At 69.9% G+C, this 18719-nt stretch carries 16 protein-coding genes; 7 read left to right on the top strand and 9 right to left on the bottom strand.

All coding sequences use genetic code 11. The features are described from left to right. The first annotated feature begins 84 nt into the window (after nt 1-84). From ACT54L_RS05900 to ACT54L_RS05890, 3 genes are read left to right on the top strand one after another with little or no spacing between them, the layout of a single operon-like run. Nucleotides 85-1827 carry an ABC transporter permease gene (locus tag ACT54L_RS05900; RefSeq protein ID WP_476084620.1) on the top strand — a complete coding sequence of 581 codons (1743 nt, stop codon included), beginning with the start codon at nt 85-87 and terminating at the stop codon, nt 1825-1827. Between the two features lie 11 nt (nt 1828-1838). After that, nucleotides 1839-3170: an ABC transporter ATP-binding protein gene (locus ACT54L_RS05895; RefSeq protein WP_476084619.1), complete on the top strand. Its 1332-nt coding sequence runs from the start codon at nt 1839-1841 to the stop codon at nt 3168-3170. A gap of 60 nt (nt 3171-3230) precedes the next feature. Further along, nucleotides 3231-4232, top strand: coding sequence for an FUSC family protein (locus ACT54L_RS05890; RefSeq protein WP_476084618.1), 1002 nt, complete (start codon nt 3231-3233; stop codon nt 4230-4232). 21 nt (nt 4233-4253) lie between these two features. On the opposite strand, the gene accC is transcribed toward ACT54L_RS05890, so the two are convergent. The 5 genes from accC to ACT54L_RS05865 all read right to left on the bottom strand — a co-directional run bounded on the left by accC (nt 4254) and on the right by ACT54L_RS05865 (nt 9153). Then, a complete protein-coding gene (accC, locus tag ACT54L_RS05885; protein WP_476084617.1) occupies nt 4254-5600 on the bottom strand; it encodes an acetyl-CoA carboxylase biotin carboxylase subunit in 1347 nt (448 codons plus the stop codon). Between the two features lie 96 nt (nt 5601-5696). Beyond that, nucleotides 5697-6167 (bottom strand): acetyl-CoA carboxylase biotin carboxyl carrier protein, encoded by a 471-nt coding sequence (accB, locus tag ACT54L_RS05880; RefSeq protein WP_476084616.1) that lies wholly within the window; start codon nt 6165-6167, stop codon nt 5697-5699. Between the two features lie 75 nt (nt 6168-6242). Further along, a complete protein-coding gene (aroQ, locus tag ACT54L_RS05875; protein ID WP_476084615.1) occupies nt 6243-6680 on the bottom strand; it encodes a type II 3-dehydroquinate dehydratase in 438 nt (145 codons plus the stop codon). A gap of 188 nt (nt 6681-6868) precedes the next feature. Then, a complete protein-coding gene (locus ACT54L_RS05870) occupies nt 6869-7633 on the bottom strand; it encodes a DsbA family protein (protein WP_476084614.1) in 765 nt (254 codons plus the stop codon). Nucleotides 7634-7707: 74 nt separating this feature from the next. After that, nucleotides 7708-9153: a M48 family metalloprotease gene (locus ACT54L_RS05865; protein ID WP_476084613.1), complete on the bottom strand. Its 1446-nt coding sequence runs from the start codon at nt 9151-9153 to the stop codon at nt 7708-7710. Nucleotides 9154-9380: 227 nt separating this feature from the next. On the opposite strand from ACT54L_RS05865, the gene ACT54L_RS05860 reads away from it, so the two are divergent. Next, nucleotides 9381-10559: a pyridoxal phosphate-dependent aminotransferase gene (locus tag ACT54L_RS05860; protein WP_476084612.1), complete on the top strand. Its 1179-nt coding sequence runs from the start codon at nt 9381-9383 to the stop codon at nt 10557-10559. Nucleotides 10560-10580: 21 nt separating this feature from the next. Here ACT54L_RS05860 and rsmD read toward each other — a convergent pair whose 3' ends face one another. Continuing rightward, entirely contained in the window at nt 10581-11129 is a 549-nt protein-coding gene (rsmD, locus tag ACT54L_RS05855) for a 16S rRNA (guanine(966)-N(2))-methyltransferase RsmD (RefSeq protein WP_476084611.1), read from the bottom strand. Nucleotides 11130-11141: 12 nt separating this feature from the next. Then, a complete protein-coding gene (locus ACT54L_RS05850) occupies nt 11142-13046 on the bottom strand; it encodes a pseudouridine synthase (protein ID WP_476084610.1) in 1905 nt (634 codons plus the stop codon). Between the two features lie 69 nt (nt 13047-13115). Between ACT54L_RS05850 and ACT54L_RS05845 the strand changes: the two genes are divergently transcribed. Both ACT54L_RS05845 and ACT54L_RS05840 read left to right on the top strand, forming a co-directional pair. Continuing rightward, nucleotides 13116-13544, top strand: a complete 429-nt coding sequence (locus ACT54L_RS05845) for a nucleoside deaminase (protein ID WP_274774666.1) — start codon at nt 13116-13118, stop codon at nt 13542-13544. Nucleotides 13545-13719: 175 nt separating this feature from the next. Continuing rightward, nucleotides 13720-14712 carry an SLAC1 family transporter gene (locus ACT54L_RS05840; protein ID WP_476084609.1) on the top strand — a complete coding sequence of 331 codons (993 nt, stop codon included), beginning with the start codon at nt 13720-13722 and terminating at the stop codon, nt 14710-14712. A gap of 6 nt (nt 14713-14718) precedes the next feature. On the opposite strand, the gene ACT54L_RS05835 is transcribed toward ACT54L_RS05840, so the two are convergent. Together ACT54L_RS05835 and purD are read right to left on the bottom strand one after the other, a co-directional pair. Beyond that, complete coding sequence (locus ACT54L_RS05835; RefSeq protein WP_476084608.1) at nt 14719-15618, bottom strand: alpha/beta fold hydrolase; 900 nt, start codon at nt 15616-15618, stop codon at nt 14719-14721. Nucleotides 15619-15677: 59 nt separating this feature from the next. Further along, nucleotides 15678-16934 carry a phosphoribosylamine--glycine ligase gene (gene purD / locus ACT54L_RS05830; protein ID WP_476084607.1) on the bottom strand — a complete coding sequence of 419 codons (1257 nt, stop codon included), beginning with the start codon at nt 16932-16934 and terminating at the stop codon, nt 15678-15680. 131 nt (nt 16935-17065) lie between these two features. Between purD and xseA the strand changes: the two genes are divergently transcribed. Then, a complete protein-coding gene (gene xseA / locus ACT54L_RS05825) occupies nt 17066-18703 on the top strand; it encodes an exodeoxyribonuclease VII large subunit (protein WP_476084606.1) in 1638 nt (545 codons plus the stop codon). Nucleotides 18704-18719 lie beyond the last annotated feature (16 nt).

Raw genomic sequence — 18719 nt, 5'->3', positions numbered from 1 at the left:
TGTCATGAACGCGCTGTACTGCCGCCCAAGGACCCACCGCGCGGTGTCGTCCGCCATTCAGCTCGTGCGCAGCGGACCCGCCTCATGCTCTTCCAGCCTGTTGGCTCCAAACCCGATCCCGCGGCGGTGCGCCCCCGCTATTTCAGCGCGTTCGATCTCTTCGCCTTCGCCATCATCTTCGCCTTCCTGGCGCTGATTACCCATGCGACGCAAGAGACGCTCGTTCCCATCGCCGACATCGAGCGCACGCCCATTTCGCTCGACCCGTGGTCGCTGCCCGAATATGCGCTGCGCACCACCTTGCGCATGCTGGCCGCCATCGTCTGCTCGCTGATCTTCACCTTCGTGTACGGCGCCATCGCCGCCAAGAGCCGGCGCGCCGAGATGGTGCTGATCCCGGTGCTCGACATCCTGCAGTCGGTGCCGGTGCTGGGCTTCCTGTCCTTCACCGTGCTGTTCTTCATGAACCTGTTTCCGGGCCAGGTTCTGGGCGTGGAGCTGGCGGCGGTGTTCGCCATCTTCACCAGCCAGGCCTGGAACATGACCTTCAGCTTCTACCAGTCGCTGAAGACCTTGCCGCGCGACCTGGTGGAAGTGTCCGACAGCTTCCGCCTCACCGGCTGGCAGCGCTTCTGGCGCCTGGAAGTGCCCTTCTCCATGCCGGGCCTGGTGTGGAACACCATGATGTCCATGTCGGGCGGCTGGTTCTTCGTGGTGGCCTCGGAAGCCATCACGGTGGGCGACACCACCATCACGCTGCCGGGCATCGGCGCCTATGTGGCCACCGCCATCGACCATCGCGACCTTGGCGCCGTGGCCTGGTCGGTGATCGCCATGCTGGTCATCATCCTGCTCTATGACCAGTTGCTGTTCCGGCCGCTGGTGGCCTGGGCGGAGAAGTTCCGGTTCGAGCAGTCCGCCGGCGGTCCGGCGCCCAAGTCCTGGGTGCTCGACCTGGTGAAGCGGGCGCACCTGCTGCAGATCATCCTCACGCCCGTCGGCGCGTTGGCCAAGGTCACCGCCCGCATGCCGCTGCGCTCGCCGGTGCGCGTGCCCCACCGCGTGGAGGCCGCCTGGACCAGCCCCACCATGGATCGCATCTGGACGGTGCTGGTGGTGGCCAGCGCCGCCTATGGCGCCTGGATCGTGGTGGATTACGTGGGCCGCGAGGTGGGGCTCGCCGAAGTGGGCCATGTGGTGTGGCTGGGCTTCCTCACCCTGATCCGCGTGGCCGTGCTGATCTTCCTCGCCTCGCTCATCTGGGTGCCGGTGGGGGTGTGGATCGGCCTGCGGCCGAAGGTGGCCACCGCGCTCCAGCCGGCGGCCCAGTTCCTGGCGGCCTTCCCGGCCAACATCGTCTTCCCCTTCGCGGTGGTGGCGATCGTGCGGCTCGGGCTCGACCCCAATGTCTGGCTGTCCCCGCTGATGGTGCTGGGCACCCAGTGGTACATCCTGTTCAACGTCATCGCCGGCGCCAGCGCCTTCCCCAACGACCTCAGGGAAGCCGCCAGTTCCTTCCACATCCGGGGGTGGCACTGGTGGAGCAAGGTGATCCTGCCCGGCGTCTTCCCCTATTATGTCACGGGCGCTCTGACCGCGAGCGGTGGCTCCTGGAACGCCTCCATCGTGGCGGAGGTGGCCAGCTGGGGTGACACCACGCTGCGGGCGGAAGGCCTTGGCGCCTATATTGCCGATGCCACCACGGCGGCGGACTTCCCGCGCGTCACCCTCGGCATCGCCGTCATGTCGCTCTACGTCATCGCGTTCAACCGCACGCTCTGGCGCCCGATGTTCACCTTCGCGGCCCGCCGCCTGCGCCTCGACTGAGGAGACCGACCATGCTCGAAACCGTCTCTCCCGCGGCAGATGCCCCGCTGCTCGGCGTCTCCCACGTGGTCCAGTCGTACCGCAAGGGCGACAACAACCGCATCCTGGTGCTGGACGATGTCTCGCTGTCCATCAAGGAGGGCGAGATCGTCGGCCTGCTGGGCCGCTCGGGCTCCGGCAAGTCATCCCTGCTGCGCATCATTTCCGGCCTCGTGCCGCCCTTCTCGGGCGAGGTGACCTGGTGCGGCCAGAAGATCAACGGGCCGTGCCCGGGCATCTCCATGGTGTTCCAGACCTTCGCCCTCTTCCCCTGGCTGACCGTGCTCCAGAATGTGGAGATCGGCCTGGAGGCGCTGGGGGTGGATGCGGCGGAACGGCGCCGGCGCGCCGAGCAGGCCATCGACCTCATCGGCCTCGGCGGCTTCGAGAGCGCCTATCCCAAGGAATTGTCCGGCGGCATGCGCCAGCGCGTGGGCTTCGCCCGGGCGCTGGTGGTGCATCCCCGCCTCCTGCTCATGGATGAGCCCTTCTCGGCGCTGGACGTGCTGACCGCCGAGACGCTGCGCACCGACATCATCGACCTGTGGACGGATGGCGTCCTGCCCATCAAGTCCATCCTCATCGTCACCCACAACATCGAGGAAGCGGTGCTCATGTGCGACCGCGTCCTCATCTTCTCGTCCAATCCGGGACGGGTCGCCTATGAGATGCCCATCAGCCTGCCCCATCCGCGCGACCGCCTGGCGCCGGAATTCCGCGCGCTGGTGGAGGAGATCTACGCCCGCATGACCAACCGGGCGGGTCCCGGCGCGGCGCTCCAGGGCCACGACCAGCAGCAGCAGGAAGCGGCCACCATCACCTCGCACCTGCAGCCCATCTCCACCAACATCCTGGCGGGTCTGCTCGAAGAGCTGAACGATCCGCCCTATAACGGTCGCGCCGATCTGCCGGAGCTGGCCGACAGCCTGCACATGCCGGCGGACGAGCTCTTCCCCGTGGCCGAGACCCTGCAGATGCTGCGTTTCGCCGAGATCGTGGCGGGCGACATTCTGCTCACCGATGCCGGGCGGGAGTTCGTGGGCGCCGAGGTGGAGGCCCGCAAGCGCCTGTTCGCGGACCATCTCCTGGCCCATGTGCCGCTGGCCGCCCACATCCACCGGGTGCTGGAGGAGCGTCCCAGCCACAAGGCGCCCTGGTCGCGCTTCGCCGACGAGCTGGAAGACCACATGTCGGAGGAGTTCGCGCAGGAATCCCTCCTGGCGGTGGTCAATTGGGGCCGCTATGGCGAGACCTTCGTGTATGACGAGAAGCTGAAGCAGTTCAGCCTCGAAGAAGAAGAGTGATCGGCCGCCCGTCCCTTGAGGCCGGCGGCGCGTCGTCGGTGGGGCCAGGGGGAGGGGCGAATGGAGCGGGCCCGTCTGATCCGGGCAGGGGGGCTCGCCGCAGCCGCGACGGCGCCCGGCTTTGCCGGCCTGGCCACGGGCGCGCTTGAGGCGGGGATCGCCGGCGCCTTCGGGGCCTATCTCCTGGTGGTGAGCTTTCCGCGCCTGCCGGCGCGCCAGCCCCGCGCCAAGCTGGCGGTGGCGGCGGCCTGCTTCGGGGCCTCGGCGGCCATCGGCGCCTTTTGCGGGCTGGACCTGTGGCGGTTCATGCCCGCTGCCATCCTCTTCGCCCTCTGGCAGGCGCGCACCGAGCTGGTGCCGGTGAGCCTGCGGCCGGTGGCGGCCCTGAGCGCCCTGGCCATGGCCCTGTCCGCCGGGCCGCTGCCCCCCGGCCTCTCCCCGCTCACCTATGGCCTTGCCCTCGGCCTGGGCGCGCTCTGGCAGGCGCTCTGGGTGGCGCTGCTGGTGCCACGAGGCGACACCGGCCGCCGCAGCTGGCGGCAGGAGCTGGTGGTGCCGTGGATGGGGCTGTTCTCCCGCGATGCCGGCGCCGTGACGCCCGCCCCCAAGGTGCGGGCGCGTTTCGATCTGGTGATGGCGGTTCTGGCGGGGGTGGGCAGCGTGCTGGTGGTGCTGGTGCCGGTGCCCCATTCGGGCTGGCTGCTGACCACGGCGCTGCGCGTCATGAAGCCGACGCGGACCGAGACCTTGCGCAGAATGCACCGGCGCGGGCTCGGCACCGTGCTCGGATCGGTGGCGGCGGTGGCGCTTCTCTTCCTGGGCCTGCCCCTGGGGCTGCACCTGGGGCTGATGGGCGCCATCGTCGGCGCCATGCTGCTGGTGGGGCCGCAGCGTTACGGCCTCTACAGCTTCTGCCTGACCGTAGTGGCGCTGAACTTCGCGCTCTCGCCGAGCGAGGCGATCACCACGCTCGGCGGCTATCGGGTGGAGCTGACGCTCGCCGGCCTCGCCCTCGGCCTCCTGGCGTGCCTGGCCTTGCCCAAGGACGGCAAGGCCGCCTGACTGGTCCGCGCGGATTCGGGGTCAGTCCTCGCCCTTGGCCAGGAAATGCTCCAGCCAGTGGATGTCATACTGGCCTTCGGCAATGTCCTTGGTGCGCACGAGGGTGCGGAACAAGGGCAAGGTGGTGTCGATGCCATCCACCACGAACTCGTCCAGCGCCCGGCGCAGGCGCATCAGGCATTCGTCGCGCGTCTTGCCGTGGACGATGAGCTTTCCCACCAGCGAATCGTAATTGGGCGGGATCGCGTAGCCCTGGTAGGCATTGCTGTCCACGCGGATGCCGAGCCCGCCGGGCACATGATAATGGGTGATGCGGCCGGGCGAGGGGCGGAAGGTTGTGGGGTGCTCCGCATTCACGCGGCACTCGATGGCATGGCCCTCGATCACCACGTCCTTCTGGGTGAGGGTCAGGGGCTCGCCGGCGGCGACGCGGATCTGCTCGTTGATGAGGTCGATGCCGGTGACCATCTCGGTGACCGGATGCTCCACCTGGATGCGGGTGTTCATCTCGATGAAGTAGAATTCCCCGTTCTCGTAAAGGAATTCCACCGTGCCGACGCCGAGATATTTCATCTCGCGCATGGCCTTGGCCACCGTCTCGCCGATCTGCTCGCGCTGGGCGACGGTGATGACCGGGGAGGGGGCCTCCTCCCACACCTTCTGGTGGCGGCGCTGCAGGGAGCAGTCGCGCTCGCCCAGATGAATGGCATTGCCGCGCCCGTCGCCGAGCACCTGCACCTCGATGTGGCGCGGCTTGCCGAGGTACTTTTCCAGATAGACCGCATCGTCGCCAAAGGCCGCCTTGGCTTCCGAGCGGGCGGTGGACAGGGCCGCGGAGAGGTCGTCGGCTGTGAGCGCCACCTTCATGCCGCGCCCGCCGCCGCCGGCGGCCGCCTTCACCAGAACCGGGAAGCCGATCTCGGCCGCGACCTTATGGGCCTCCTCGTCCGAGTGGATGCCGCCCTCCGAGCCGGGCACCACCGGAATGCCGAGGCGCTGGGCGGTCTTCTTGGCCTCGATCTTGTCGCCCATGATGCGGATATGCTCCGCCTTGGGACCGATGAAGTGGATGTTGTGGTCGTTCAGGATCTCGGCGAAGCGGGCGTTCTCCGCCAGGAAGCCGTAGCCGGGATGCACCGCGTCCGCGCCCGTGATCTCGCAGGCGGCGAGCAGCGAGGGGATGTTCAGATAGCTGTCGCGGGCGGGCGCGGGGCCGATGCACACGCTCTCATCGGCGAGGCGCACATGCATGGCATCCGCATCCACGGTGGAGTGCACGGCCACGGTGGCAATGCCGAGCTCCTTGCAGGCCCGCAGGATGCGCAGCGCGATCTCGCCGCGATTGGCGATGAGGATTTTCTGAAACATCGGCGCGGTTAGCCTTCGCGTAAACTCAATCTGCCGACGGCCGGCAGGAGGCGCCGGCCCGTCTCGTCAAGCGCGCGCCACGCGGCGCGCCGCCTCTCATTCGATGACGAGCAGGGGCTCGCCATATTCCACCGGCTGGCCGTTCTCCACCAGGATCTTGGTGATCGTGCCGGAGCGCGGGGCGGGGATGGCGTTCATGGTCTTCATGGCTTCGACGATGAGAACCGTCTGGCCTTCGCGCACGGTGGAGCCCACGTCCACGAACGGCGCTGCGCCCGGCTCGGGGCAGCGATAGGCGGTGCCGACCATGGGCGAGGTGACCGCGCCCGGGTGCTTGGAGAAGTCGGCCGGACTGGCGGCGGCGACTTCGGGGGCGGCCAGCGCGGGGGCGGCGGGCGCCGCCACGGCGGCAGGGGCCACCTGCACCACCTGGGCGGGGGCGCGCACCACACGGATGCGCAGCGCGTCGTGCTGGACCTCGATTTCCGTTAGGTCGCTCTCCGAGAGGAGCTGGGCGATGTCGCGGACGAGGGCGGTGTCGATCGGGGATTTGGGATTCTTCATCATGCCTATGCGATCGTGCGGCGCGAGGGGCCGCGCGGGGCTCCTTGAGGACTGGTCAGTTCCGAATGTCAAGCATGGTCAGGCCGCACGCTGCGCGGCGAGCGCGGCGATGCCCAGCACATAGCCCTGCGGACCAAAGCCGCAGATGACGCCGCGTGCCACCGGCGAGAGATAGGAATGGTGCCGGAACGGCTCGCGCGCGAACACATTGGACAGGTGGACTTCCACCGTGGTCACGGCCGCAGCGGCGATGGCGTCCCGGAGCGCCACCGAGGTGTGGGTATAGGCGCCCGCATTCAGCACCACGCCGAGGCTGCCCCGCGCCGCGTGGATCTGGTCCACCAGCACGCCTTCATGATTGGTCTGGTGGAACACCAGGTCCAGCCCGTGGCTGGCGGCGGCCTGGCGGCACAAAGCCTCGATGTCGGCCAGCGTCGCGGCGCCGTAAATGCCGGGCTCGCGGGTGCCGAGCAGGTTCAGATTGGGTCCGTTGAGGACGTGGACGGTATCGGGCATCCGGTGCGATCGGGTCCATGGCGCCCCGCGCACATCGCGGGTCCGCCGAGGGGAAGACGTCGCGGCATCATGCCGGCGCCGGCTCTTCGGGCCGCGCGTTTATAAGGTGTCACGGGCCTTAAGAAAAGCGCCCCGCGCGGCGATCACGCGGCGCGGGGCGGGAATGATGCACACCGTCGCAGGGCGGCTCAGTTGGTGGGCTGCTTGCGGGCCTGGTCGATGGCGTCCTTGAGCTTGTCGTAGCCGACAGCGCCGATCACCACGTCATTGCCCACCACGAAGGACGGCGTGCCGTTGAGGCCCAGCGCCTGGGCGATCTTCATGCTTTCGTCGAGGGTGGCGTTCAGCTCCGGCGAGGTGGCCTGCTTCTGGATGAGGGCAGTGTCGATGCCCACTTCCTTGGCGGCGGCGATGGCCTTGGCGCGGTCGGCCTGGCCGCGGCCGGACAGCAGGGCATGGTGGAAGGCCATGTATTTGTCGGGCGCAACCATGCGCACGGCCACCGCCACCTGGGCGGCTTCCACCGAGCCCTGGCCGAGCACCGGGAACTCGCGCAGCACCACCTTCAGCTTGGGGTCGGCCTTGATGAGCTGCTCGATGTCGGAGAGCGACTTGCGGCAATAGCCGCAATTATAGTCGAAGAATTCCACCAGGGTGACGTCGCCCTTGGGGTTGCCCACCACCACGCCGCGCGGGCTGTTGAAGATGAGGTCCTTCATCTGCGACAGGGCCTGCTGGCGGTCCTTGGCCTCGCTGGCGGCCTGGCGCTTCTCCAGCTCGGCGATGGCCTCCTGGAGCACTTCGGGATTCTTGATGAGATAGTCGCGGATGATGGGGCCCATCTCCGCCTTCTCCGCATCGGTGAAGGCGGCGGCGGGTGCGGTGAGGGTGGCCAGCGTCCCGAAGGCGGCGGCAAAGGCGAGGGCGGCACGCAGGCCGGGACGGGGCAGCATCGAAGTCTCCATGAGCAAACGGAACGCGTCAGAACGGGGTGCGACAGAACGGGGTGCGACAGAACTGGGCATCATCACCGTTGCGCCGTCGCGGCGGGGGGCTTGAAGTTCAAGATGTCGTCGGCCTTCAGCCAGCCGGGCGTGCCGGGCTTGAAGCGCTGGCGGGCGCGGGCGGCCAGTTCCTGGCCGGTGCGGAATTCGCCCGCCGCCATATAGCTCTGCGCCGAGGCAAGGTCGGCATTGGCAAGATCTCCCTTGCGGCCATAGGCGGTGGCCAAAGCGCGCCAGGCGGTCACCGAATCAGGATCGCGCTGGGTGGCGAAGGACAATTCGCGGATGGCCTCGTCCGTGTAGGCGGGATTGCCGGATTCCACCAGCGCCTGTCCCAGCATGGCCCGGATGAGGGGATTGCCGTCGGTCATGCGCACCGCCTGCTGGAGCGGGGCCACCGCCTGTCCCGCCCGGCCCGCCTCCAGCAGCGCCTGGCCCTTCAGCTCGATGAAATAAGGGTTGCCCGGCTGGCGGGCGATGAGGGCGTCGATCTTGGCGATGGAGTCGTTCACGTTGCCAAAGCGATAGGCCGAGATGGCACGGGCATATTGGGCCGCCAGCGAGGTGTCGGTGGGCGGATAGCGGCGCAGCACCGCGTCGGGCCGGTCCATGAAGCCGAACAGCTTGGCGCGCATGAGGTCGTGGCGGGCCTGGAGCTCGGGCGGGTCCTTGGTGTTGTAATAGGGGCTGGCCTTGGCCAGTTCCTCCAGCGCCGCAATGCGCTCGCGCGCCATGGGATGGCTCAGCAGATAGGGGTCGACGCGCTGGGAGAGAAAGAGCTGGTCGCTCTGGAAGCGCTCGAAGGTCTCCAGCATGCCCTTGGCGGACTGGCGCGTGGCGGTGAGATACTTCACCGCCAGCCGGTCGGCCTCCAATTCCTGGCCGCGCTGGTAGCTCAAAAGCGAGCGGCGAATCATTTCCTGGGGCGCGGTCATGGCGCCCGCCGCCGCGCCGCTCACCGCATTGGAGCTGGCGCCCGCCGCCGCTCCGGCCGCGACCCCCGCGCCGGCTAGAAGCATGGCCGCGATGGCCATGGTCTGGGCGCCCGCGATCTGCTCGCGCATGCGCACCAGATGGCCGGCGGAGATGTGGCCGATCTCATGGGCGAGCACGCCGATGATCTGGTTGGGCGTCTCCGCATCCATCAGCGCGCCCACATTGATGAAGATGCGCTTGCCGTCGGCCACGAAGGCGTTGAAGGAGCGGTCGCCGATCAGCACCACGTCCACATTCTGCTGCGTCAGCCCGGCGACCTTGAGGATGGGGCGGATATAGTCGCGCAGCAGATTCTCGATCTCGGCATCGCGGATGATCTTGGGGCGGGCCTGCGCCGCCGCCTCGTGGATGGGCAAGGCGAGGCTGGCGACGAACGCGAGCACGAGGTTCAGCGCTGCGCCTGGGCGCGCCGCCCGGCGGCGCGCAACCGCGCCCCGGCCATCGGCGGGCGGGGGCCGACGGGGCTGACACATGCGCTGAATGAGGCTCCACACCACCTTCATCGGTCCGTACGCTCGTTCCTTTGCATTGCGGGCGTGTCCGCTGAACCCTTGGCGGGCCCGCCTCCGCAGGCTAAGCGAAGGAACACGGCCCGACCCTGTGGGTCAATGCGCCCCCGGATCACGTTGGGGCGAACCCTGTAACCACAGCGCGAATGCGGCGACACCACGGCGCCGCCCCCGTGCGAGGATCACGTCTCATGTCCACGCGTCCCTTTTCTCCCTTCTCCGGCTCCGCGCGCTCGGAAGTGGCGCCCTTCATCGTCATGGACGTGATGGCGCATGCGGCCCGCATCGAGAGCGAGGGCGGGCGGGTGATCCATATGGAAGTGGGACAGCCGGCCGCGCCCGCCCCGCTCACCGCCCGCCGCGCGGCCGCCGCCGCGCTGGAGGCGGGGCAGGTGGGCTATACGGCGGCGCTGGGCATTCCCTCGCTGCGCGCGCGAATCGCCCGCTATTACGGCGAGGTCCACGGCACGGCGGTGGACCCGGAGCGCATCGTGGTCACCAACGGATCGTCGGGGGGCTTCATCCTGGCCTTCCTGGCCCTGTTCGCGCCGGGCGATCGGGTGGCCATCGCCGCCCCCGGCTATCCGCCCTATCGCCATGTGCTTTCGGCGCTTGGCTGTGAGCCGGTGCTCATCGAGACCCGGGCGGAAGACCGCTTCGCCCTGACGCCGGAATCCCTGCTGGCCGCCCACCGGGAAAAGCCGCTGAAGGGCGTCTTGGTGGCCAGCCCCGCCAATCCCACCGGCACCATGATGGATCGCCCCGCCTTGGCGGCGCTCTTGGACTGCGCCAGGGATCTGGGTATGCGCTTTGTCTCCGACGAGATCTATCACGGCCTCGATTATGCCTTCCCGGCGGTGAGCGCCGTGGAGCTGTCGGAGGAGGCGGTGGTCATCAATTCCTTCTCCAAATATTTCTGCATGACCGGCTGGCGCGTGGGCTGGATGGTGGTGCCCCCCGGCTTCTCCCGCACCATGGAACGCCTGCAGCAGAACCTGTCCATCTCGGTGCCCACCTTGTCGCAGATCGCCGCCGAGGCCGCCTTTGACGGTCGGGCGGAAATGGACGTGGTGAAGCACGGCTATGAGGTGAACCGCCGCATCCTCACAGAAGGCCTGCCGCGCGTGGGGCTTGACCACTTCCTGCCGGTGGACGGCGCCTTTTATCTTTATGCGGATGTTTCGCGCTTCACCGGCGATTCCGCCGCCTTCGCCACCCGGCTGCTGGACGCCGTGCATGTGGCGGCGACCCCGGGGGTCGATTTCGACCCGTTCCGGGGCAAGCAGTTCCTGCGCTTTTCCTATGCCGGCTCGGAAGCGGACATGCGCGAGGCGGTGGAGCGCATCGGCCGCTTCCTGGCGGCCGAGTGAGGCTCGGGCGGGTAGGCAGTCTCAGGCAGACAGGAACGTCAGTTCCGTCTCGTCATAGCGCCGGCGCTCCAGCTCGGTGAAGCCTTCTGGCACCGTGAAGGCGCCGGCCTTCTCCTCCACCACCACCAGCGCCTCGGGTGCGAGCCAGCCGCCCAGGCGCGCGGAGGCCAGCGCCTGTTCAGCGAGCCCCTTGCCATAGGGTGGGTCGCAGAAGACGAGGCCATAGGCATCGCCCGGCGGGCAGTCGCCCAGGCGGGTGGCATCGCGCCGGAAGATGCGGGTGACGCCGGTCAAGCCCAGCGTCTCCACATTGGTGCGGATGAGGGCGCGGGGCTCCACCGCCTCTTCCACGAACAGGGCGAAGGCCGCGCCGCGTGAGAGCGCCTCAATGCCCAGCGCGCCGGTGCCCGCGAACAGGTCCAGCACCCGCGCGCCATCAGCCGCATCGCCATAGGCATGGGCGAGCACGTTGAACAGGGCTTCCCGCAGCCGGTCCGTGGTGGGGCGGGTGGCGTTGGTGGCGGGCGCTTTCAGCACCCGCCCGCGCAGGGAACCGCCGACGATCCGCATGGCCGTCCCCGATCAGCCCCGGCTGCGGGGGCCGGACGACCGGCCGCGCGGGCCTGAGCCACCGGGCCCACCCTTCGGACCACCTTTGCCGCCGCCTTTGGGGCCAGCCTTGAAGCCGCCGGAGGGACGGCCCTGCGGCCCGCCTTTTGGTCCGCCCTTGCCAGGCCCGGCCGGGCCGCGCGGACGATCATCGCCATAAGCGGGCCGCTTGCCGGCGCCGCCCTTGAAGCCCTTCGGGCCGTCTTCCCGTCCACCGGAGCGGAACCCACCGGACCGCTGGGGCCGTTCGCCACCCTCGGGACGCTCGGACCGTTCGCGGAAGGGCCGGGCCGGGCGCTCGCCGCGCTCCTCGCGGTCACCGCCGAAGCGGCCACCGGCGCGGGGCGGGCGGGCGCCGCCTTCGGGACGCTCGGAGCGCTCGCGGAAGGGACGGGCCGGACGCTCGCCGCGCTCCTCGCGGTCACCGCCGAAGCGGCCACCGGAACGGGGCGGACGGGCACCGCCCTCGGGACGCTCGGACCGCTCGCGGAAGGGGCGTGCGGGGCGCTCGCCGCGCTCGGCGCCGGCGCGGGGGCCGCGCGGCAGGAAGCCCACATCATCCCCCTCGGAGCGGGGGCGCTCGTCGCGGCGGGGCGGACGGGCCCCGCCCCGGGCGGGACGGCCGCCAAATTCCCCTTCATCACGGCTGAAGCCGGGACGGCCCCGGCCGAAGCGGGGCTTCTCGCCGCGCGCATCGTCAAAGCCGCGCTGGCCGCCCTTGCGGGGCGGGCGAGCGTCGAACGACCTGCCCGGGCGGGATTCTTCGCGTGGCTTCACCACGCGCTCCACCTTGATCTCGCGGCCCTTGCGGTCGGAGACGGTGCCGCGGCTCTCCAGCTCACGTTCCTCGTCGCCCCGGCGGCTGCGCACGCGGAAGGAGGCGGTCTCCTCGGCCTCGCCGCGCGGACGGCGGGCGCGGCCACGGGGCTCCGGCTCCGGCTCGGCGCGGCGCGGCGGGCCGCGGCGGACGGGACGACGCTCCTCGTCGCCGTCCTCGGCAGGCTCCGGGCGCGTCCGGCGGGCGGGCGGCTCCACGGGCTGGTCGAGGATGGGGCCGTCAAAGTCGGCCCCGGAGGCGGCGATGATCTCGGCGCCCATCTGGTCGCGCAGGATGCGGGTGCGCACCTCCTCGATGCCGCCTTCCGGCACCTCGCCCAGCTGGAAGGGGCCGTAGGAGACGCGGATCAGGCGGTTCACCAACAGACCGAGGGCGCCCAGCACATTGCGCACCTCGCGATTCTTGCCTTCGCGCAGCGCCACCGTGATCCAGGCATTGGCGCCCTGGACGCGGTCAAGGGTCGCCTCGATGGGGCCGTATTCCACGCCCTCCACGGTGATGCCCTTGATGAGGCCGTCGAGCTGGGCCTGGTCGATCTCGCCCTTGGCGCGCACGCGGTAGCGGCGCAGCCAACCGGTCTCCGGCAGCTCCAGGACGCGGGCAAGGCCGCCATCATTGGTCAGCAGCAGCAGGCCTTCGGAATTCAGATCGAGCCGTCCGACGCTGACGAGGCGCGGCAGGCCCTTCGGCAGGATCTCGAACAGGGTGGTGCGCCCTTCCGGGTCCTTGTTGGTGGTCACCACGCCCCGGGGCTTGTGATAGAGGAACAGGCGGGTGCGCTCGCGCTCCGGCAGGGGTGCGCCGTCGACCGTGATGGCGTCCTCCGCCGTCACGGTGAAGGCGGGGGTGGTCAGGACGGTCCCGTTGACGGCGATCCGTCCCTCCAGGATCCAGTCCTCGATCTCGCGCCGCGAGCCGAGTCCGGCGCGGGCGATCACCTTGGCGACGCGCTCGGCGTCCTTGGTTTGGGCGGGCGGCAGCGCGGTTTTGACGCGCGGGACGCGGTTCTTGTCCTTGCGGGGAGGCTGTGTACGGGGCATGGAGAGGGCGATAGCACGATCCGTGCTGCGAGACGAGGTGGCTGGAGCGTCGGCGTGGGCGAGACTTTCATGCAGATGGCGCTCGCCGAGGCCCGCGCCGCCGCCGCGCGGGGCGAAGTGCCGGTGGGGGCGGTGCTGGTGCGCGGTTCCACGGTGATCGCCCGCGATGGCAACCGTACGCGCGAAAACTCAGATCCCACCGCCCATGCGGAGATGCAGGTGCTGCGCGCGGGGGCCGCGACACTGGGCGCCGAGCGGCTGGTGAACTGCGATCTCTATGTGACGCTGGAGCCCTGCGCCATGTGCGCGGCGGCCATCTCCTTCGCGCGCATCCGCCGGCTTTATTATGGCGCCGCCGATCCCAAGGGCGGGGCGGTGGACAGCGGCCCGCGCTTCTACAGCCAGCCCACCTGCCACCATGCCCCCGAAGTCTATGGCGGCATCGCCGAGCGGCAGGCGGCCGAGGTGCTGCGCACCTTCTTCAAGGACCGGCGCTGACAGATCCTGCGATCCTTCGGGGTGTCGCATGGAACGGGGCGTCACCATGCACGGGCGCCCGTCGTGAAATTGCGGCCGCAATGGTAAAGCCAAGGCAACCGGCCGCTCGCGCCAAAGGGCGGCGGGTGCGGCCCGTTTCAACGGCGCATATCCCTCCACGGCAGGAAACACCGCCATGTCCGCTGGCCAGACGCGCAGGTCGCCCGTTCCGGGATCGAGGCCGGGACGGCTGGTGCATCTGCCGCTGCCGCTCTTCGCCGCGCCGCTGGGGGTGGGGGGCGTTGGCCTCGGCTGGCGGGAGGCGGCGCGCTATCTGGGCGCGCCCGCCTTCATCGGCGAGACGCTCATTGCCCTGGCCGGGGCCCTGTGGGTGATGCTCGTGTTCCTGCACGTGACGCGCGCCGTGCGCCATCCCGGCGCGCTCGCCTCCGACCTCCGGCATCCCGTGCGCTCGGCTTTCGCCGGGGCCGCTTCCATCGGCCTGATGATCGTCTCCGGCGGCCTTGCGCCTTATGCCTTCGACCTCGCCTGCGGCCTCTGGCTGGTGGCGGTGACGCTGCATGTGGCCATCGGCGTGTGGATGGTGCGCGGGCTTCTGGTCAGCGCGCGGGACACGTCCGCCTTGTCGCCGCCGCTGCTCATCCCGCTGGTGGGCAATGTGCTGGCGCCCTCCTTCGGGGTGGCGCTTGGCTATGAGACGCTGAGCTGGGTGTTGTTCGGCGTCGGCGCGCTGTTGTGGGCCATGGTGCAGCCGCTGATCCTGCAGCGGATCATCCTCGGTCCGAAGATGCCGGTCCGCCTTCAGCCGACCCTGGTCATTCTGCTGGCGCCGCCGGCGGTGGGCGCGCTGGCGCTGGCGCGGCTGACCCACGGCTTTGGCCCCGGTCCGCTCATCCTGCTGGGCCTCGGCGCCTTCCTGGCGCTGGTGTTCGCCACCCTGGTGCCGGTGTTCGCGCGGATGCCCTTCGCCCTGTCCTGGTGGGCCTGGACCTTCCCCACCGCGGCCTTCGCCATGTCCACCCTGGCCTTTGCCAACGATCATCCGCACCCGGCGGCGCGGGCGGCCGCCTGGGCTCTGCTCCTCCTGGCCAGCGCCATCGTCACGCTGGTGGCGGGCCTGACGGTGCGGGAGATCTGGGCCGGCCGCCTGCTCCAGCCGGAGACCTGAGGCCGGTCAGGCGAAGAAGGCCGCCAGCGCCGCGCTCACCGCCTCGGGGGCTTCCTCGCAGACGAAGTGGCCGGCCTCCACCGGGGCGCCCGACCGCTTGGGGGCGAACACCTTCCAGGCCTCCAGCGGGCTCACGCCCCGGCTTGGAATGCCCGCCGCGCCCCACACCGCCAGCATCTCGCAATCGATCTGCCGGCCGGCGGCAAGGTCCGCCTCGTCATGGGCAAGATCAATGGTGGCCCCTGCGCGATAATCCTCGCAGGCGGCGCGGATATGGTCGGGGGAGGCGAAGGCGGCGCGGTAATGGGCGAGCGCTCGGGGATCGAAGGCGGAGAGGTCCTTCGCCCCCGTCCAGCTGGCCAGCGTCCAGTCCAGGAAGAAGCCGGGATCGGCGCCGATCAGCTTTTCCGGCAAAGGATGGGGCTGGGCCAGGAGGGCCCAGTGATAGACCTGCAGAGCCCGGGCCCGGTCCATGCCGTGCCACATGGTCAGGGTGGGCACGATGTCCAGCACCGCCAGCCGGTCCACCCGCCCGGGCGCATCCAGCGCCAGGCGGTAGCCGACGCGCGCCCCCCGGTCATGGCCGGCGAGGGCGAAATGGGCGTGGCCCAGATGCTCCATCACGGCCACCAGCGCCGCCGCCATGGCGCGCTTGGAATAGGGGGCATGGTCGCGGCCCGGCTCGGGCGCGGCGCTCCAGCCATAGCCGGGCAGGTCGGGAATGACGAGCCGATGGGTCTTGGCCAAGGCGGGGGCCACCTTGTGCCACATCACCCCGGTCTGGGGAAAACCGTGCAGGAGGAGGAGGGGCGGCCCCTCGCCGCCGACGCGGGCGAAGATGCGCCCGGCCGGCGTGTCGATATTGTGCGACGAGAAACCGGGAAAAAGATCGGCGAGATCAGGCACGGCATCCTCCCTGTGTCACATGTGGGCGCCGCGTTCTTGCGACCCGTGCGCCCGAAATCCTACTTCAAGGCGCGCCAGCCAATATCGTTCCGATAGAAGCCGCCGGGCCATTCGATGCGCGCCGCCGCCCCATAGGCGCGGTCGCGGGCCTCTTTCAGCGTGGCGCCGGTGGCGGTGACATTCAGCACCCGCCCGCCATTGGAGACGATCTTGTTGCCGAGCCGCTTGGTGCCGGCCTGGAAGATGAGGACGCCCTCGCCCTCGCCGGCCTTGTCGATGCCGAGAATCTCATTGCCGGTCTTGTGGGCCCCGGGATAGCCCCGGCTGGCATAGACCACGGTGACGGCGTTCTCGTCCGACCAGGTCACGTCGACGGAGGCAAGGCGGCCGGCGGCGGTGGCGGCGAGCACCTCCAGGAGGTCGCCGGTGAAGCGCGGCATCAGCACCTGGCATTCCGGGTCGCCGAAGCGGCAATTATATTCCACCAGCTTCGGGCCGGCGGCGGTCAGCATGAGGCCGGCATAGAGGATGCCGCGATAGGGCGCGCCTTCCTTCACCATGGCCTTGGCGGTGGGCACCACGATCTCGGCGATGGCGCGGGCTTCAAGCTCCGGCGTGAGCACCGGGGCCGGGGAATAGGCGCCCATGCCGCCCGTATTGGGGCCGAGGTCGCCATCGAAGGCGCGCTTGTGGTCCTGGGCACTGCCGAAGGGCACCACGGTCTCGCCATCCACCAGGCAGAAGAGGCTGGCCTCCTCGCCCTCCATGAATTCCTCGATCAGCACTTCCTGGCCGCCGGCGGCGAACACCTGGTCGACCGCCGAGACGGCCTCTTCCACCGTGAGCGCCACCACCACGCCCTTGCCGGCCATGAGGCCGTCGGCCTTCACCACGATGGGCGCGCCTTCCGCCTTCACATGGGCCCAGGCGGCCTCGGGCGAGGTGAAGCGGGCAAAGCCAGCGGTGGGGATGCCATAAGCCCGGCACAATTCCTTGGTGAAGAGCTTGGAGCCTTCCAGGCGCGCGGCGGCGGCCGTGGGGCCGAAGGCCAGGATGCCGGCTTCGTTCAGCCGGTCCACGAGGCCCGCCACCAGCGGCGCCTCCGGGCCGACCACCACGAAGTCGATGGCATGGTCGCGGCACCATTTCACCAGGGTGTCGTGGGCGGAGAGGGGAATGCCTTCCACCACCTCGGCATAATCGGCAATGCCGGGATTGCCGGGCAGGGCGTAGAACTGCCCCATGTTCGGACTCTGGGCCAGCTTCCAAGCAAGAGCATGTTCGCGGCCGCCGGAGCCGAGGAGCAGGACATTCATAAGGCATCACTCCCGTTTCAGTTTCGCTATCGGCTCCGGCCCTTGCAAACAAGAGGGAAGGCAATGCGCTCTCCGCATGAGAGGTGAAAGCGTTATGCTCTTGTCATCGTTGTCCACTGTTCCGTGATTCCATGGTTGCTTTCTCCCCGCCGACCGCCAACGCCCCCGAATGGAGCGTCACCGAACTGTCCATGGCGCTGCGCCGCACGGTGGAGGACGCCTATGGGCACGTGCGGGTGCGCGGCGAGATTTCCGGCTATCGCGGCCCCCATTCCTCCGGCCACGCCTATTTTTCGCTGAAGGATGAAGGCGCGCGGCTGGATGCCGTGGTGTGGAAGGGCACGTTCGCCCGCTTGAAACTGCGCCCCGAGGAGGGGTTGGAAGTGGTGGCCATCGGAAGGCTGACCACCTATCCCGGCAAGTCCGGCTACCAGATCGTCATCGAGGCGCTGGAGTTCGCCGGCGCCGGCGCCATCATGGCCATGCTGGAGGAGCGCAAGACGCGGCTCGCGCTGGAAGGCCTGTTTGATGCCGGCCGCAAGGTGCCTCTGCCTTATTTGCCGCAGGTGATCGGCATCGTCACCTCGCCCACCGGCGCCGTCATCCGCGACATTCTGCATCGGCTGGGGGATCGCTTCCCCCGCCGCGTCATCGTCTGGCCCGTGCGGGTGCAGGGCGACACCTGCGCCGCCGAGGTGAGCGCGGCCATTCGCGGCTTCAACGCGCTGCCCGCCGGTGGCCCCGTGCCCCGGCCCGACGTGCTCATCGTGGCGCGGGGCGGCGGCTCGCTGGAGGATTTGCTGGGCTTTTCGGAAGAGGCGGTGGTGCGGGCGGCGGCGGAGAGCGCCATCCCGCTCATCTCCGCCGTGGGCCACGAGACCGATGTGACCCTCATCGATTTCGCCGCCGACGTGCGTGCGCCCACCCCCACGGCTGCCGCCGAGATGGTGGTGCCGGTGCGCTCCGAGCTTCTCAACGGGCTGGACCGCCTTGCCGCCCGCCTGCGCGCCGCGCCCCGCCGCCAATTGGAGCGGGCGCGGGCGGATTATCGCGCCTTGTCCCGCCTGCTGCCCACCGCCGAGACGCTCCTGGCCGACCGCCGCCAGCGGCTGGACACGGCTTCCGCCCGGCTACCCCGGGGCCTCATCACCAATGCCAGCGCCCACCGGTTGCGCTTCCAGGCCGCCCATGGGCGGCTCTCGCCCCATGTGCTGCGGGCGCGCCTGGAGCGCGCCGGCGAGCGCAAGGAGGTGCTGGGCGCCCGGCTGGAGCGGGCGACGCGGGCGCTGGCCGAGCGCCGGGCGGACCGGCTCGCCACCCTGTCCACGCGCCTCGATGCGGCCAGGACCGGCTATCTGCGCACCCAGGCGCTGCACATTGCCCGGCGGCGCGAGGGGCTCGCGAACCTGCACAGCCGGCTCGGCCGCGCGGTCAAGGCGCTGCTGCGGGACCAGAGGCGCCAACTGGCCGGTGCGTCCTCCATGCTGGAGGCTTTGTCCTATCACGGCGTCCTCGCCCGGGGCTTCGCCTTGGTGCGCGATGCCTCCGGCCAGGCGGTGCGTACCGCCGGCCAGGTGCGGCCCGGCGCCGGCCTGGAGCTGGAGTTCGCCGATGGCCGCGTGGCCGTCACCGCCGACGGCACGCCGCCCGCGCCGGGGGAGGGCGGCACGCCGCACCGCGCGCCCAAGCCACTGGCCAAGCCGCTGGCCAAGCCACAGGCGAGGGGCGGGGGAACAGGCACAGGCCAGGGCTCGCTCTTCGGCGGCTGATGCGCCCCGGCCGTCG

Source organism: Aquabacter sp. DMC10 (assembly GCF_056314145.1).
The sequence above is the reverse complement of the archived record's forward strand: the minus strand, read 5'-3'. Positions and strand labels throughout refer to the sequence as shown.

Bases quoted from the DNA above. Each gene is read 5' to 3' on its own strand.
- ACT54L_RS05895 (WP_476084619.1), top strand. From the start codon at position 1,839: ATGCTCGAAACCGTCTCTCCCGCGGCAGATGCCCCGCTGCTCGGCGTC.
- ACT54L_RS05900 (WP_476084620.1), top strand. From the start codon at position 85: ATGCTCTTCCAGCCTGTTGGCTCCAAACCCGATCCCGCGGCGGTGCGC.
- ACT54L_RS05845 (WP_274774666.1), top strand. From the start codon at position 13,116: ATGCAGATGGCGCTCGCCGAGGCCCGCGCCGCCGCCGCGCGGGGCGAA.
- ACT54L_RS05840 (WP_476084609.1), top strand. From the start codon at position 13,720: ATGTCCGCTGGCCAGACGCGCAGGTCGCCCGTTCCGGGATCGAGGCCG.
- purD (WP_476084607.1), bottom strand. From the start codon at position 16,934: ATGAATGTCCTGCTCCTCGGCTCCGGCGGCCGCGAACATGCTCTTGCT.
- accB (WP_476084616.1), bottom strand. From the start codon at position 6,167: ATGATGAAGAATCCCAAATCCCCGATCGACACCGCCCTCGTCCGCGAC.
- xseA (WP_476084606.1), top strand. From the start codon at position 17,066: ATGGTTGCTTTCTCCCCGCCGACCGCCAACGCCCCCGAATGGAGCGTC.
- ACT54L_RS05865 (WP_476084613.1), bottom strand. From the start codon at position 9,153: ATGTGTCAGCCCCGTCGGCCCCCGCCCGCCGATGGCCGGGGCGCGGTT.
- rsmD (WP_476084611.1), bottom strand. From the start codon at position 11,129: ATGCGGATCGTCGGCGGTTCCCTGCGCGGGCGGGTGCTGAAAGCGCCC.
- ACT54L_RS05860 (WP_476084612.1), top strand. From the start codon at position 9,381: ATGTCCACGCGTCCCTTTTCTCCCTTCTCCGGCTCCGCGCGCTCGGAA.
- ACT54L_RS05890 (WP_476084618.1), top strand. From the start codon at position 3,231: ATGGAGCGGGCCCGTCTGATCCGGGCAGGGGGGCTCGCCGCAGCCGCG.
- accC (WP_476084617.1), bottom strand. From the start codon at position 5,600: ATGTTTCAGAAAATCCTCATCGCCAATCGCGGCGAGATCGCGCTGCGC.
- ACT54L_RS05850 (WP_476084610.1), bottom strand. From the start codon at position 13,046: ATGCCCCGTACACAGCCTCCCCGCAAGGACAAGAACCGCGTCCCGCGC.
- ACT54L_RS05870 (WP_476084614.1), bottom strand. From the start codon at position 7,633: ATGCTGCCCCGTCCCGGCCTGCGTGCCGCCCTCGCCTTTGCCGCCGCC.
- aroQ (WP_476084615.1), bottom strand. From the start codon at position 6,680: ATGCCCGATACCGTCCACGTCCTCAACGGACCCAATCTGAACCTGCTC.